Annotated in this window: 13 protein-coding genes; 7 read left to right on the top strand and 6 right to left on the bottom strand. The window is 53.4% G+C overall.

The annotated features are described in order from the left end of the window. Positions 1-85: 85 nt before the first annotated feature. From Q9245_RS03840 to cysQ, 3 genes are all read right to left on the bottom strand, one after another. Positions 86-1,582, bottom strand: a complete 1,497-nt coding sequence (locus Q9245_RS03840; RefSeq protein WP_305895915.1) for a capsule assembly Wzi family protein — start codon at positions 1,580-1,582, stop codon at positions 86-88. Positions 1,583-1,852: 270 nt separating this feature from the next. Beyond that, entirely contained in the window at positions 1,853-2,332 is a 480-nt protein-coding gene (gene rfaH, locus Q9245_RS03845) for a transcription/translation regulatory transformer protein RfaH (RefSeq protein WP_305895916.1), read from the bottom strand. Positions 2,333-2,404: 72 nt separating this feature from the next. Beyond that, complete coding sequence (cysQ, locus tag Q9245_RS03850) at positions 2,405-3,172, bottom strand: 3'(2'),5'-bisphosphate nucleotidase CysQ (protein WP_305895917.1); 768 nt, start codon at positions 3,170-3,172, stop codon at positions 2,405-2,407. A gap of 169 nt (positions 3,173-3,341) precedes the next feature. Between cysQ and Q9245_RS03855 the strand changes: the two genes are divergently transcribed. The 3 genes from Q9245_RS03855 (at position 3,342) to Q9245_RS03865 (ending at position 4,669) form a co-directional block, all read left to right on the top strand. Further along, entirely contained in the window at positions 3,342-3,989 is a 648-nt protein-coding gene (locus Q9245_RS03855) for a transposase (protein WP_305895918.1), read from the top strand. A 151-nt stretch (positions 3,990-4,140) separates the two neighbouring features. Then, positions 4,141-4,416 (top strand): type II toxin-antitoxin system ParD family antitoxin, encoded by a 276-nt coding sequence (locus Q9245_RS03860; RefSeq protein ID WP_305895919.1) that lies wholly within the window; start codon positions 4,141-4,143, stop codon positions 4,414-4,416. After that, positions 4,388-4,669 (top strand): type II toxin-antitoxin system RelE/ParE family toxin, encoded by a 282-nt coding sequence (locus Q9245_RS03865; RefSeq protein WP_305895920.1) that lies wholly within the window; start codon positions 4,388-4,390, stop codon positions 4,667-4,669. Before Q9245_RS03860 ends, Q9245_RS03865 begins: the two co-directional genes overlap by 29 nt. An 85-nt stretch (positions 4,670-4,754) precedes the next feature. Here Q9245_RS03865 and Q9245_RS03870 read toward each other — a convergent pair whose 3' ends face one another. Continuing rightward, positions 4,755-6,116 (bottom strand): MBL fold metallo-hydrolase, encoded by a 1,362-nt coding sequence (locus Q9245_RS03870; protein ID WP_305895921.1) that lies wholly within the window; start codon positions 6,114-6,116, stop codon positions 4,755-4,757. A gap of 147 nt (positions 6,117-6,263) precedes the next feature. Here Q9245_RS03870 and Q9245_RS03875 point away from each other — a divergent pair, with 147 nt between their 5' ends. The 3 genes from Q9245_RS03875 to Q9245_RS03885 all read left to right on the top strand — a co-directional run bounded on the left by Q9245_RS03875 (position 6,264) and on the right by Q9245_RS03885 (position 9,413). Beyond that, positions 6,264-6,545, top strand: a complete 282-nt coding sequence (locus Q9245_RS03875) for a pyrimidine/purine nucleoside phosphorylase (RefSeq protein ID WP_305895922.1) — start codon at positions 6,264-6,266, stop codon at positions 6,543-6,545. 228 nt (positions 6,546-6,773) lie between these two features. After that, complete coding sequence (locus Q9245_RS03880) at positions 6,774-8,927, top strand: mechanosensitive ion channel family protein (RefSeq protein ID WP_305895923.1); 2,154 nt, start codon at positions 6,774-6,776, stop codon at positions 8,925-8,927. A gap of 99 nt (positions 8,928-9,026) precedes the next feature. Continuing rightward, entirely contained in the window at positions 9,027-9,413 is a 387-nt protein-coding gene (locus tag Q9245_RS03885) for a glutaredoxin (protein WP_305895924.1), read from the top strand. A gap of 41 nt (positions 9,414-9,454) precedes the next feature. Here the strand turns inward: Q9245_RS03885 and Q9245_RS03890 are convergent, their stop codons facing one another. Together Q9245_RS03890 and Q9245_RS03895 are read right to left on the bottom strand one after the other, a co-directional pair. Continuing rightward, the gene (locus Q9245_RS03890; protein ID WP_305895925.1) at positions 9,455-9,892 is read right to left on the bottom strand and encodes a pilin; all 438 of its coding nucleotides are present in this window, start codon (positions 9,890-9,892) and stop codon (positions 9,455-9,457) included. A 233-nt stretch (positions 9,893-10,125) separates the two neighbouring features. Then, the gene (locus Q9245_RS03895) at positions 10,126-10,578 is read right to left on the bottom strand and encodes a pilin (protein WP_305895926.1); all 453 of its coding nucleotides are present in this window, start codon (positions 10,576-10,578) and stop codon (positions 10,126-10,128) included. Between the two features lie 398 nt (positions 10,579-10,976). On the opposite strand from Q9245_RS03895, the gene pilB reads away from it, so the two are divergent. After that, positions 10,977-12,689, top strand: a complete 1,713-nt coding sequence (pilB, locus tag Q9245_RS03900; RefSeq protein WP_305895927.1) for a type IV-A pilus assembly ATPase PilB — start codon at positions 10,977-10,979, stop codon at positions 12,687-12,689.

Here is a 12,689-nt window from a genome sequence, read left to right on the forward strand (position 1 = left end):
GTGCCGGGGCAATTTTGGTTGTTTGGGAGCCGATAATAACCGGAACTTTACTTTGTTGCATGCCTAGGGTGCCAGAAAGCAAACCCTAAAAGTGATAACGCCAACTCGCGCCGGCAGACCACTGATCGAGTTCACCCGAAGCCAACTCGATTTTCTTGTCGGTGCCGCGCAGGTTGATCTCCAGCCTGCCCTTGAGGAAATCGGTGCTATAACCAAGATTAAGAATGCCGACTTTCTGGTTGTTTGCGGGAACAAAGTACTGCACGCTGGGGTCTGGCATCACAGTGCGTACAACGCCGTCACTGTTCAGCTCTGCGTAGCTGATAGTCGCAGAGAGGTTGTCGCCGTTATCGAAAAACTGGAACGCGCCAAGGGAGATCGCGTCAGCGTCGCCTTCGAATGTGCTGGCCAAGTTTCGGCCGTGGTGTCGGTAGCCGGTATTGTAGTTAAAGTGGTTGTACGTAATATTGGGCATGGCGTCGCCAAAGAGGTAGTCCGCCGTGGTGTTGGCATATTCCAAGAACCATTGCTGGTCTGTGTTGAGGAAACCCGTCGTCCAATCCAACCCCAACAACCAAGACTTCCGTGCGGGGAAAGCCCCTGCTTCGTCTTCACCCATCATTTGGGTGTACAGCCCCATACTCTGGTTGCCCACAGAAAAGCCGTAACGGATGTCGATACTGGCGAGCTGGTTGCCCGGGTCGTTTTCGCCACCGTCTTGGCTGTTGTCTCTACCCGTTAGGGCATTCCACAAAGTGGAGCCGTTTTCAGGCCGACCTTCGCCGCCGAACATAATGGCCCGCGAGAGGCCGACATCAAGGCCCTGTATTGGGCGGAATGTAACTCGCATGCCGATGAGCTTGGGTTCGTCAATCACTCGCTCATCCTGAAACTGGCCGGCAAAGAGGGTGACATTCCAAGGGCCGATCCAGCTCAGCCATGAGGATGCGGGTGCGATGTCCCGCTTTCGATTTAGCCACACCGCCGGAATGGGCCGCGCGTTATTCGAAAGAATCAAGCTAGATTGCCAACCCGGCCCCCACCAGCGGTCGATCGCGCCCGCGCCAAACACCCAGTTGCCAAGCGTGGCAGCGAGGTAGCTGCCATCGTAACGGTATTCTTCATCGTCTGTCGGGTTAGCGACAACCGAAGGCGATAGGCCAAGCGCCCAGTATTCGCCTTGCCATTGCAAATCTAGTGTTGCTTGCCCTTCTTCCTGGCGGGTACCGCTAAAGCCCTGTACCAACGGCTGCTCGGAACTGCCCGCCAGTGAGACCTCGGCGCGTGTACCGCTGGAAAATTGCGCTTGTTGTTCGGCATTCAAATACGCCATGGCACCGGCTGTTGCGGTGGCATCGGAGGTAACACTGCTGTTGATGCCTTTCGCTACACTGCTCCACATCACCGGCCAGGTAGTAACAGTTCGATCAAAATGACCGCGGTCCGCCAGCTTTTGCAGTGCAAAACGGGCACGAGCATCGCCGGGTTCGATCCAAGGTGAGGCATAGGTGGCCGTGGTGGTAACAAGGCCGATCAGGCACGCTACCGCCCCACCGACCCGAGTCCAGTGCGTTAAGGGCATACGATTTACTTTTTCAGTGCAGGGAAAAAAGCCAAGAAAGGAAGGCCCTAACGTGATCCCTGTCAGGTTTTTGAAAAAAATTACTATTCCGAAGCGGTGGGGAATTCTACTAGAAGCTGCGTGACAAACAAGTGACAATTACTGTTGCATGCAAATAATCAACAAGTTACCAACGTAAACTTTTGTAAAAGGCCTAATATGGGGTCATAATATGGGGTCAGACCCCCGATACATTTGAGAGCTCTAAACGCACCCTGACCTGCGTTTAGCTTAAGACCGAATTGCCGACACCGGCACACTCACCCGCTGCTGTTTCTGCATGAAGCTGATTAGCACAATGGCGCGCTCTTCGCCGTCGTAAGCCTGAAAAATAGCGCCCAAGCCTTTGAACGGGCCATCGTCCAGCTCTATTGCCTGCCCTGCCTTAATACCACCCTGCTCCGCCACCTTGCCCATGCTGGCTTTGATGTGTTCGATCACCTCATCGGCTATGGCTGCAGGCTTATTGGCAAAACTGACAATCCGCAGCACACCGCGAGTGGACCGCAACTTCGCCCACATCGGGTCAGTTTGCTCCAGCTTTACGAAGATATACCCGGGAAACAAAGGCTCCAGCCTCTTGCTTCGTTTACCCGCCTTAATCTTCTCCACCTCGATTTTCGGGTAGAAACAAGCAATTTCCTGATTCTGCAAATGCTGAACCGCCCGATCACCCTGTGCCGGTTTGTGCTGAAGCGCGTACCAAGTCATAAACATTCCAATGTGGGGTCAGACCCCGGTGCATTTCATTCAACCAAATGTATCGGGGGTCTGACCCCAACTTTAAAAGTACCAGTTTCCCGCGGCGATGAAGTGCGGGTTGAGGATGTCTTTTTTGCCGTATTGCAGCGGGGTGTTATCCAGCGTTTGGACTTTGCCGCCGGCGGCCAATAGCACGGCGTGTGCAGCGGCGGTGTCCCATTCGCAGGTAAGGCCCATGCGGGGATAGATGTCGGCGTGGCCTTCGGCGATGCGGCAGAATTTGAGGGAACTGCCGGCTTGGACGGTTTCGTGCTCACCCAGGGTTTCGATGAAGGCGCGGGTTTCATCATTGAGATGGTTTTTGCTGGCCACCACTCGCTTAATGTCTTTTGGCTCGGCCACATGGATGCGGTGGGTTCGGCCGGTTCGGTCGCGTTTGAAAGCGCCCTCACCTTTGATGCCCCAATAGGCTTCCTTTAACGCGGGGGCCGTTACTACCCCCATGATGGGCTGGCCGTCTTCAATCAAAGCAATATTGACCGTGAATTCGCCGCTACGCTGGGTGAAATCCTTGGTGCCGTCGATGGGGTCTATCAGCCAGAACCGGCGCCAGTGCTTGCGCTCTTCCCAGGGCACCTGTTCGCCTTCTTCCGACAGAATCGGGATGTCGCGGCTGATGCTCCGCAAGCCCTTCACAATCGTTTCGTGGCTGGCCATGTCTGCGGCAGTGATGGGCGAATGATCTTCTTTATATTGCACTTTGAAATCGGACTGGTAGATGTGCAGCACGCGTTCGCTGGCTTCATCTGCGACTTTGATGACATCCGGTAGTATTGAACTGTAGTGCATGATCACTCGCTCCCTGCTTGGCCTCTGCCTATGTTACCAAACTTTGTGGGGTCAGACCCCCGATACATTTTATGTGACGAAATGCTCAGGGGGTCTGACCCCAGCTTGAAATGACGGTGCGGGTTCGGCACATTGTTGCACTTTACAACCAATCCACAAGGAATGTGAGATGGCCCGCCGACCCAGGATTTGCCCGGCCGGGATGCCCCAGCATGTGATTCAGCGGGGGAACAACCGGCAGGTTTGTTTTCGAGATTTATCTGATTTTGCCACCTATTCGATGTACCTGAACCGTTACCGGGAAAAGTTTGAGGTGGATATTCACGCCTGGGTGTTCATGAGCAATCACACGCATCTACTGCTGACACCGAAAACCGACGATGGGCTTTCAGCCTTCATGAAATCGTTAGGCCAGTGCTACGCGCAATATTACAACGCGCGGCATGAGCGCACCGGCGGATTATGGGAAGGGCGTTTCAAATCTTGCCTTGTGGATACCGAGGAATATTTTCTGCAATGCCAGCGTTACATCGAGCTGAATCCAGTAAAGGCGGGCATGGTGGACTACGCGGGTAATTATCAGTGGTCCAGTTATCTTTGTCATGCTTATGGCGGAAGTGCGCGGTTTCATTCGCCTCATCCTTGTTATCTGGCGTTGCAGCCGGAGGCTGATCGGCGGCTGGTGAGTTATCGGTCGTTTGTTGCTAGCCCAATGGCGGAGTCGCTTACGGAGCAGATTCGGTATTCGGCGCTATCCGGTTTGGCGCTGGGTTCTGAGGAGTTTCAGAGGCGGATGGGGGAGCAATTTGGGGGCTGATTGATTTCTTGAGATTGGTGGGTTTTGGATTGGGAGATTGGGGGTCAGACCCGTGGGGTCTGACCCCTTAGCCTGACCCCGTAGCTGGCCCTTGCTTGAATCGCTTATTTTGGCAATCTTTGCCATAATTTTGGTAAAGGAGGAATCAATTATGGCAACTATGAATGTTTCGCTGCCTGAAGCGATGAAACTCTGGGCGGAGCAGCAGGCGCAGTCCGGCCGTTATTCCAACACCAGCGATTATGTGAGGGACCTAATTCGCAAGGATCAGGACCGTTTGCGGAAGATTGACGAATTACAAAACCTCATTTCTGCGGGGATTGCTAGCGGACCAGGCACGCGCTCAATGGAAGAGTTGCGATTAGCCGCGATAAAATTAGCCAAGGATGGAATCGCTGATGAGGTACTTTCTCAGCAGGAAGGCTGAAGAAGACATTATTGCCATCTACTTATATGGGCTGGAAAACTTCGGAGAGGCTCAGGCAGCGAAATACCATGCTCAGCTTGAGGTCAGCTTTGAGTTTTTGGCCCAGAACCCATACGCGGCAGCAGAACGCGTAGAGATATCACCACCCGTTCGAATACATCCAATTGGCGTGCATATTGTGATCTATCAGATTACTGACTCTGGCAGCATTTTTATTGTACGTGTTCGGCATGAGCGTGAGGATTGGGTGTAGTGATTGGGAGATTGGGGACTGGGAGTTGGGGGTCAGACCCGTGGGGTCTGACCCCGTAGCCTAGCCATCAGCCAGTCTCCAGACATCAGATTTCCACTTCTTGGAACAGTTCCGGTACTTCCGCGGGCCAGCCGAATTTTTCGGTGATGCGTTTGCGCATGATGTCGCTGGCGAGGGCTTCGCCGTGGGTTACGTAGACTTTTTCGGGTTTCAAGCTGCCCTGCTCTAGCCAGGTCAGGATTTCCTGGTAGTCCCCGTGGGCGGACATGGAATCCAGAGAGTACACATCCGCTTTTACTGGCCAGTATTCGCCATGGATTTTGACGGACTCCGCGCCATTCACCATTGCATCCCCTCGTGTACCCGGCGCCTGAAAGCCGGCGAACACAATACTATTGCGGGGATTCGGCAACAGGGTTTTCAGATGGTGGAGCACTCGCCCGCCCGAAGCCATGCCACTGGCCGAGACGATGACGCAGGGGTAGCGTTTGGCATCCAGCTCTATGGATTCATCCACAGTTCGGACGTAGGTGGTTTTTTGGTCGATAAGAGTACACTGCTCACGGCTCAGCTTGTGCTCTTTATGATACCGACAAAAACTTTCCGTTGCTTTGATCGCCATGGGGCTGTTCAGGTAAACGGGCATTTGAGGAATACGGCCGTCTTCCATGAGCTTATGCACCACGTAAAGCAGCATTTGAGCACGCCCCACCGCAAACGCGGGGATCAGCGTAATGCCCCCACGCCCGGCGGTTTTGGTGATGATGTCTTCAAGGTCACCTTCGGGGTCTGATTCACCATGAGCTCTGTCGCCGTAGGTAGATTCGCACACCAGTACGTCGGCCTGCTTCAGCGGTTCGGGCGGGCGCATGATGATGTCGTCTTGCCTGCCTACATCACCGCTGAACACCACGGTTCGATCAACGCCTTTGTGATGCACATGCACACAAGCGGAACCCAGAATGTGACCAGCGGGGGTGAACGATACCTCAAAACCTTTTACCGGCTCGAAGGGCTCATGGTAGTGCAGCGACTCGAAATGTTTGAGCGCTTCGTACGCGTCTTTCTCGGTGAACAGAGGTTCGGGTTTCTCGTGTTTCGAGAATTTCTTCTTGAAGGCATAGCGTGCGTCTTCCTCCTGCAAAAACCCGGCGTCCGGCAGCAACACCTTGCACAGCTCATGGGTGGCTTTGGTGCAATAGATCTTCCCTTTGAATCCATTTTTCACCAACGCCGGCAGATAACCGGAATGGTCAATGTGGGCATGAGTGAGAACCACTGCGTTAATGGTGGAAGGCTTTACCGGAAAGGGCGCCCAGTTTCGCCGCCGCAGGGTTTTCACCCCCTGATACATCCCGCAATCCACCAGCAACCGATGATTTTCATCGGAAAGCAGATAGCGAGAACCGGTAACCGTGCCTGCGCCTCCAAGAAAGCGAAGCTTCATTGTGTGCCCACCTATACTCAGCCATTTAATTCAGCTTAGCCCAATCTCCCTATTGGGGTCAGACCCCCGAACATTTTGCACGGCGAAATGTATCCGGGGTCTGACCCCGTGGTATCTTAGCCACCCAACTTTTGAGGAATGACGGCTATGCTGAGTGTAAATGAGTACTTCGACGGTAAAGTGAAATCCATTGCCCTTCAGGGCGAGACGCTGCCTGCCACCGTGGGTGTGATCAGCCCGGGTGAGTATGAGTTTGGTACCAGTCAGAAGGAAGTTATGACGGTTGTTAGTGGTGCATTGACCGTTCTGCTGCCGGGCAGTGACAACTGGGTTCGTTATGGGGCTGGTGATGCCTTTGAGGTGGAAGCGAATGCCAGCTTCAAGGCTAAGGCGGAGGTGGATACGGCTTATTTTTGTACTTACGAATGAGTTTTTAGGGGTTATTGAGAGCTTGTAGTTTGGGTGATTGGGGGTCAGACCCGTGGGGTCTGACCCCGTGTCTAGACCCCGTGTCGCAGTGCCTCGCTAGCGATGCGAATCAGGTAGTGTGTTACGGTAGTACGCCAACTAGCTACATTTAACATTCTCTGATTGCGAAGAGGTAAAAGCTTGAGGCGTTCGGTTGTCTTTCTTGGCCTTTGTTTGTTGTTTTTCGGTATGCCTACCCAGGCAAACCCTTTGTCTCTGCCCGGTATTCCGGGCTTTTCCGCGCAGGAAGATAAAGACGAGAAATCACCGGAAGAGCTTCAGGCTTCGCTGGAAGTCACCATTCAAGCGCTGGAGAACGATGAAGAACGCTCAGCGCTGGTGCAGCAACTCAAAGCCATTCAAGCAGGGCTCGAAGCGCAGTCTTCATCGGCAATAGGCGGCGCCTCTGAAGGAGAAGGTTTACTCGGGGCGCTTGCAGTCTTTTTTAACGATGACAACAGCAGTGCCGACAATACTCCGCCCAGCTATCTTTCCATTTGGAAAACACACTTTCAGAACGCCTACACCGCCGCCCGCACATTGCTGAACAGCGCATCCCCCCGTGTACTGGCCGAAACTACCGCGGGGCTGGCCGTTTGGTTGGCGGTGTTGTGGGGGCTTTCCCGGCTGGGCCAAGTGTTTTTTGTTTGGCGGGATTGGCCTCTTCAGATGCCCCGAAATCCCAGGCCATGGCTTCTTGCCGTGCATTTCCTCAGGCGGATTCTGCCTTGGCTGCTGACCTTTATCGGGCTACTCACCGGGTTGCCAACGTTCGGCATATCCGAGGCCGCACAGACCACCGTAATGATTCTGGCGTACACCGGCCTCAGCGCCCGCATTCTGACCTCGTTATTCGACGTGATGATTTCCGTCTTCTCCAATGGCCATCGCTTGCCGGCGGTGATGATACTGCGCCGACGCATGTTGCTACCGCTGTTCATCATCGGCGCTCTCTTCGCCCTTGAGGATTCTTTAAGCACCGTGGAACTCACCCAACAGCTTGGCCCGGAACTGGCCCGCGCACTGGCCTTGGTATTCAGCGTGATTGCGGCACTGATGAGCTTCTACCTGATTGTTCGCAACCGTCGGCCGGTTACCCATCTGATTCGCAACCGCTCTTATAACCAACGTAAAAACGAAGGTGTTTCACGCGAAATCATCGCTCTACTGGCCCGGCTTTGGCACATCCCGCTGCTGGTAGCGATCAGCGCCTCGGTGGTGGCGGTGTTCATCAACGGTGGCGAGGCCGATGCGGCGCTTGGAAAAGCCATGATTTGCGCCCTACTTCTGGCACTGACCCTTGCCTTGCAGGGACTGCTAGGCATCCAACAGAACCGATCCAAACATCGCTCTTTGAGCACGTTTAGCCACAGATTGGTGCGCTTCGGCTACAACCTGATTCAGGCTTCTGCCTGGCTGCTGTTCTTCGAATTAACCCTGCAAATCTGGGGCTTGTCGCTGTTCGGCTTGGCTGGCAAGCCTTCCGTCAGCGTTGGCCTTGCGGGTAGCCTGATGGGCGTCGTTGCCATTCTGTTGGCGGCAAAACTGACGTGGATCTTTATAGACGAGCTACTGGAACGCGCCATGGGCGGTGGCGAGCGCAAAAAGCGAATCAAAACCGCCCGAGCGCAGACCATTCTGCCCATCGCCCGCAACACACTGCTGATCACCGTTCTGATCATTGCCACCTTGGTGAGCCTGTCTACCTTGGGCGTAGACGTTACACCCCTGCTGGCCGGTGCCGGTATTATCGGCCTTGCCGTGGGTTTTGGCGCGCAAACACTGGTACAGGACTTGATCACCGGCCTGTTTATTGTGGTGGAAGACTCCATGTCGGTGGGGGATTTCGTACAGATCAACGGATTCATGGGCACCGTGGAAGGCTTCAACCTGCGTACCGTGCGCCTGCGGGACCTTGAAGGCGTGGTGCACCACATCACCTTCAGCAAAATCAGCTCCATTCACAACATGTCGCGCCAGTTTGGTATTGCGCTACTCAAAATCCGTATCCCCCGGGAACTGCCCATCGACGACGCCATATTGCTGATGAACGAAACCGCCGACGACCTGCGCCTGCAGCCCGACATGCGCTGGCTGATCTGGTCGCCGCTGGAAATGCAGGGCATTCACGCCTTCGAAGAAGGCTGCCCGGTGCTGCGGATGCGCATGCGCACCAAGCCGGAGTACCAATGGGACGTATCCCGCGCCTTCAACTTGCTGCTGAAGCGGAAAATGGAAGAACGCTACATCGACGTGGCCGCGCCGCGGATCAGCGTGCAAATGGAAGGCGAAGGTGGCAGCGGCTCCGCATACCTGGAGCGCCGCGGGCAGAGCGAGGTTTGATCGTGAACGGGGTCAGACCCCAATTTATTCTACGGCCATGATATCCTTGCCGCCCTATTTTTATCAGTTACGCTCACTTCAAACAGTTTAGGTTTTATTATGCGAATGATTATTCGGGCATTTTTCCGCCTGCTCCGCTTGGTTCTGACTCCGTTTATGTTGCTTTCAGAGAAACTCAGTACGCCTAAGGCCATCGAACGCTCGCCGGAGCGGCAGGCTGAAGTTGATAAAGCCACCGAAAGCCTGGCGCTCTATGAGTTCCGCGCTTGCCCGTTTTGTATCAAGGTTCGGAAGGAGATGGCCCGGTTAGGGATAAATATTGAGCGGCGGGATGCGCAGCGTGATCCGGAGCATCGGGAGGCACTGTTGGAGGGTGGTGGGGCTGTTAAGGTTCCTTGTTTGTTGATTGTGGATGAGCGGGGTGCTGAGCGGTGGATGTATGAGTCTGGGGATATTAATGGTTGGTTGGGAAGGGAGTTTGGGTGAGTGGGTTGGTGCCCACTCATACTAGGCCCAGATAAAACCGGTCACAGCCGACATCCAGGCGGCAAGTAAGAGGCTTTCCAACCAGCTGCTGCGCTCGGATCAATAACACATTCCCACGTTCCCGAAGGGCTGCGCTCGAGGCTCAGAATCACACCTGACAAATTTGGGTGAGCTTTGCCCCCTAAGGTCACCTGAAGCTGACCAGAGCCGTCGGCATTGCGCACGCCTATATTCACAGCCTGACGGCCTGAAGTGAGGTTGGATGGGGTGTATCCGATATCGCTATTTGTCACGCTACCGCTTGAGCCAACTCGCTCCTCAAACGGAGTTTTGTAGGCTGACAATTCACCAACAGCTCGGGTTATTTGGGTTTTTACAATGTAATGCTGGTAGCTTGGAATCGCAATTGCTGCAAGAATTCCGATGATTGCGACGACGATTGTCAATTCAATCAGCGTAAAACCGGTATTATTTTCCATATGGCCAAGCTCTATTGATTGCAAGCCACAAAATCTTGAAAATTTTATTGCCCACAAGTAGCAGATTCACAAGTGCCCAAAAAACTCGAACTTTATTGCACTATTTAAACGAACCTAGAACCCTACTTAGAGTATCCAGCGCTCACCAAAAAGGCTCGGGGTTCAAGACCACCGAGCCTTCAGAGGCATACTCACAAACCGCCTCTCAACAACCTATAATGCCCTAACCAGAGTTATAGTGCTGTGATAGTTGATCCCCCGGTGCAACCACTGGGCGTTAGATCGGCATCAGCATCAGTTGCGCACGTCCAAACACCAGCAGTACTGCGGGCAAGCTCGATTATCTTACTATTAACTTGTGGAGTTCCCGAAATAGTGCATTGAATCTGAGCAGCACCCGTATTAACGATTTTTGTTTTGACCGTCCCACATCGATCGCTAGTAGCAAGACCAATCTTTGCAATATCAGTAATCGCCGTACCCCCGACCCCTTCGTTAATCAAAACCTCAGCTTGGGTTTTTCCGGGTGTCACTTCCGCCAAAGCTGTAGTCACCTGAGATTTTGCAACATAATCCTGATAAGCAGGAATCGCCACAGCCGCCAAAATACCAATGATCGCAACAACGATCATCAATTCAATCAGAGTAAAACCCTGCTGCCCTTTGTTCATTTGAATCTTTTGCATAATTCGACCTCTATGTCGTTTTTTGGTTCTTAGTAGCTCCGGGGCGGTGGAGCGTAACCCCGTGACCGCTTTGAGCTTGGAGTAAGTTAAGCATCGCGCGTGCCAAATGCAAGATACCATACGTAAACAGCGCTCACTCAATGAGTTAACGCACCTGCGTGACGTCCGTCACACAACGACAAAGAGCACACCCCTAGCCGAAAAATGGCCGTGAGTGACAAATTTTGTCACCGAGCCGCCAGACTGAAGCGTCATCAATCTGAAGACTCCCCTTGTACTATCGCAACCAAAAACCAAACTTGAGATCCAGCAACCTTTCCAAACCTACCCACTACATCTAAACTCTATGCTCATAAATACGTGATTCAGCCACTTACGAGACTTTCCTCAGAGCACTTATGGCGAGCAATAACCGAAACGTAACGCTTACGGGCCTGGCCCGTCGATTTGTCGATGACGGGCTTCTGGACGAGGACATCGCGAAAGATGCGTTCACCCAAGCATCCGAGAATCGCACCCCTCTCATCACTTACCTTACTCAGAATGATCTGGCTGACAGTTCCAAACTAGCCTTCTCTGCTGCGATGGAGTTCGGCATTTCTGTTCTCGACCTGGATTCTTTCTTGCCAGAGATGATGCCGGAGAAGTCTGTCGACGAAAAACTGATCCGAAAGCACAACGCCCTGCCTCTCTATAAAAGAGGCAATCGGCTCTTTATTGCCGTTTCTGACCCAACCAACATTCAGGCGCTCGACGAGATCAAGTTCAACACCGGGCTGAGCACCGATGCTGTTCTTGTCGACGATGCAAAACTGCGTTCCGCTATTGAGAAATACTTGGAATCCCATGACACATCCATGGGCGACCTTGACGATGCCGACCTTGAAGGCGTTGAAACGGAGGGCGGCGACACTGAAGAAGATAACGCCGCATCAACCGCGGAGGTTGACGATGCGCCTATCGTCAAGTACGTCAACAAGATGCTTCTTGACGCCATTCGTGGCGGCGCCTCGGATATTCACTTCGAGCCTTACGAAAAAACTTATCGAGTCCGCTATCGCACCGACGGCATTTTGAAAGAAGTCTCTCGACCCTCTATCAAACTTGCACCCAAGATTTCTGCTCGCGTGAAAATCATGGCGCAACTGGACATCTCTGAACGGCGGGTGCCGCAGGATGGCCGGATCAAGATGAAGCTGTCCAAAACCAAGGCCATCGACTTCCGGGTAAATACCCTGCCGACGCTTTGGGGTGAGAAAATCGTTCTACGGATACTCGATCCTAGCCAGGCAAAATTGGGCATCGACGTGCTTGGCTACGAAGAGGACCAGAAGCAACTTTACCTCGAGGCTCTTGAACAGCCTCAAGGGATGATTCTGGTCACCGGCCCCACCGGTTCAGGTAAAACGGTTTCTCTGTACACTGGCCTGAACATTTTGAACACCAACGAGCGGAATATTTCGACTGCGGAAGACCCTGCCGAAATTAACTTGGAAGGCATCAACCAGGTAAACGTGAATACAAAGGTAGGGCTCGGTTTTGCCGAAGCCCTCCGTGCGTTCCTCCGGCAAGACCCCGACGTGATCATGGTCGGTGAGATCCGGGATTTGGAAACCGCGAACATTGCTATAAAGGCATCTCAAACAGGTCACTTGGTTTTATCTACCCTTCACACCAATAGTGCAGCGGAAACCCTCACCCGAATGATGAATATGGGTGTTCCAGCGTTCAACATCGCCACGTCTGTGAGCCTGATCATCGCTCAGCGTCTAGGCCGTCGCTTGTGTAGCTGCAAACAAGCAGCAGACGTCCCAAAAGACGTGCTTTTAGCCGAAGGGTTCACACAGGAACAAATTGACACAGGGTTCACGTTGTTCCGCCCCAAGGGCTGTGATAAATGCAGTGGTGGGTATAAAGGCCGCGTCGGTATTTATGAGGTGGTCAAGATTACAGACGATCTGGCGAACATGATTATGGAAGAGGCCAGTTCGATTCAAATAGCTAAAAAAGCGCAGGCCGAGGGCTTCCGCACTCTCAGGCAGTCAGCTCTGATGAAGGTAATTCAGGGCGTGACCAGCCTTGAAGAAGCCAACCGCGTGACGAAGGATTAA

This window comes from Marinobacter sp. MDS2 (assembly GCF_030718085.1).
Classification (GTDB): Bacteria; Pseudomonadota; Gammaproteobacteria; order Pseudomonadales; family Oleiphilaceae; genus Marinobacter.

Coding starts and splice junctions, on each gene's coding strand:
- Q9245_RS03840 (WP_305895915.1), bottom strand. CDS start 1,582: ATGCCCTTAACGCACTGGACTCGGGTCGGTGGGGCGGTAGCGTGCCTG.
- rfaH (WP_305895916.1), bottom strand. CDS start 2,332: ATGACTTGGTACGCGCTTCAGCACAAACCGGCACAGGGTGATCGGGCG.
- cysQ (WP_305895917.1), bottom strand. CDS start 3,172: ATGCACTACAGTTCAATACTACCGGATGTCATCAAAGTCGCAGATGAA.
- Q9245_RS03855 (WP_305895918.1), top strand. CDS start 3,342: ATGGCCCGCCGACCCAGGATTTGCCCGGCCGGGATGCCCCAGCATGTG.
- Q9245_RS03860 (WP_305895919.1), top strand. CDS start 4,141: ATGGCAACTATGAATGTTTCGCTGCCTGAAGCGATGAAACTCTGGGCG.
- Q9245_RS03865 (WP_305895920.1), top strand. CDS start 4,388: ATGAGGTACTTTCTCAGCAGGAAGGCTGAAGAAGACATTATTGCCATC.
- Q9245_RS03870 (WP_305895921.1), bottom strand. CDS start 6,116: ATGAAGCTTCGCTTTCTTGGAGGCGCAGGCACGGTTACCGGTTCTCGC.
- Q9245_RS03875 (WP_305895922.1), top strand. CDS start 6,264: ATGCTGAGTGTAAATGAGTACTTCGACGGTAAAGTGAAATCCATTGCC.
- Q9245_RS03880 (WP_305895923.1), top strand. CDS start 6,774: ATGCCTACCCAGGCAAACCCTTTGTCTCTGCCCGGTATTCCGGGCTTT.
- Q9245_RS03885 (WP_305895924.1), top strand. CDS start 9,027: ATGCGAATGATTATTCGGGCATTTTTCCGCCTGCTCCGCTTGGTTCTG.
- Q9245_RS03890 (WP_305895925.1), bottom strand. CDS start 9,892: ATGGAAAATAATACCGGTTTTACGCTGATTGAATTGACAATCGTCGTC.
- Q9245_RS03895 (WP_305895926.1), bottom strand. CDS start 10,578: ATGCAAAAGATTCAAATGAACAAAGGGCAGCAGGGTTTTACTCTGATT.
- pilB (WP_305895927.1), top strand. CDS start 10,977: ATGGCGAGCAATAACCGAAACGTAACGCTTACGGGCCTGGCCCGTCGA.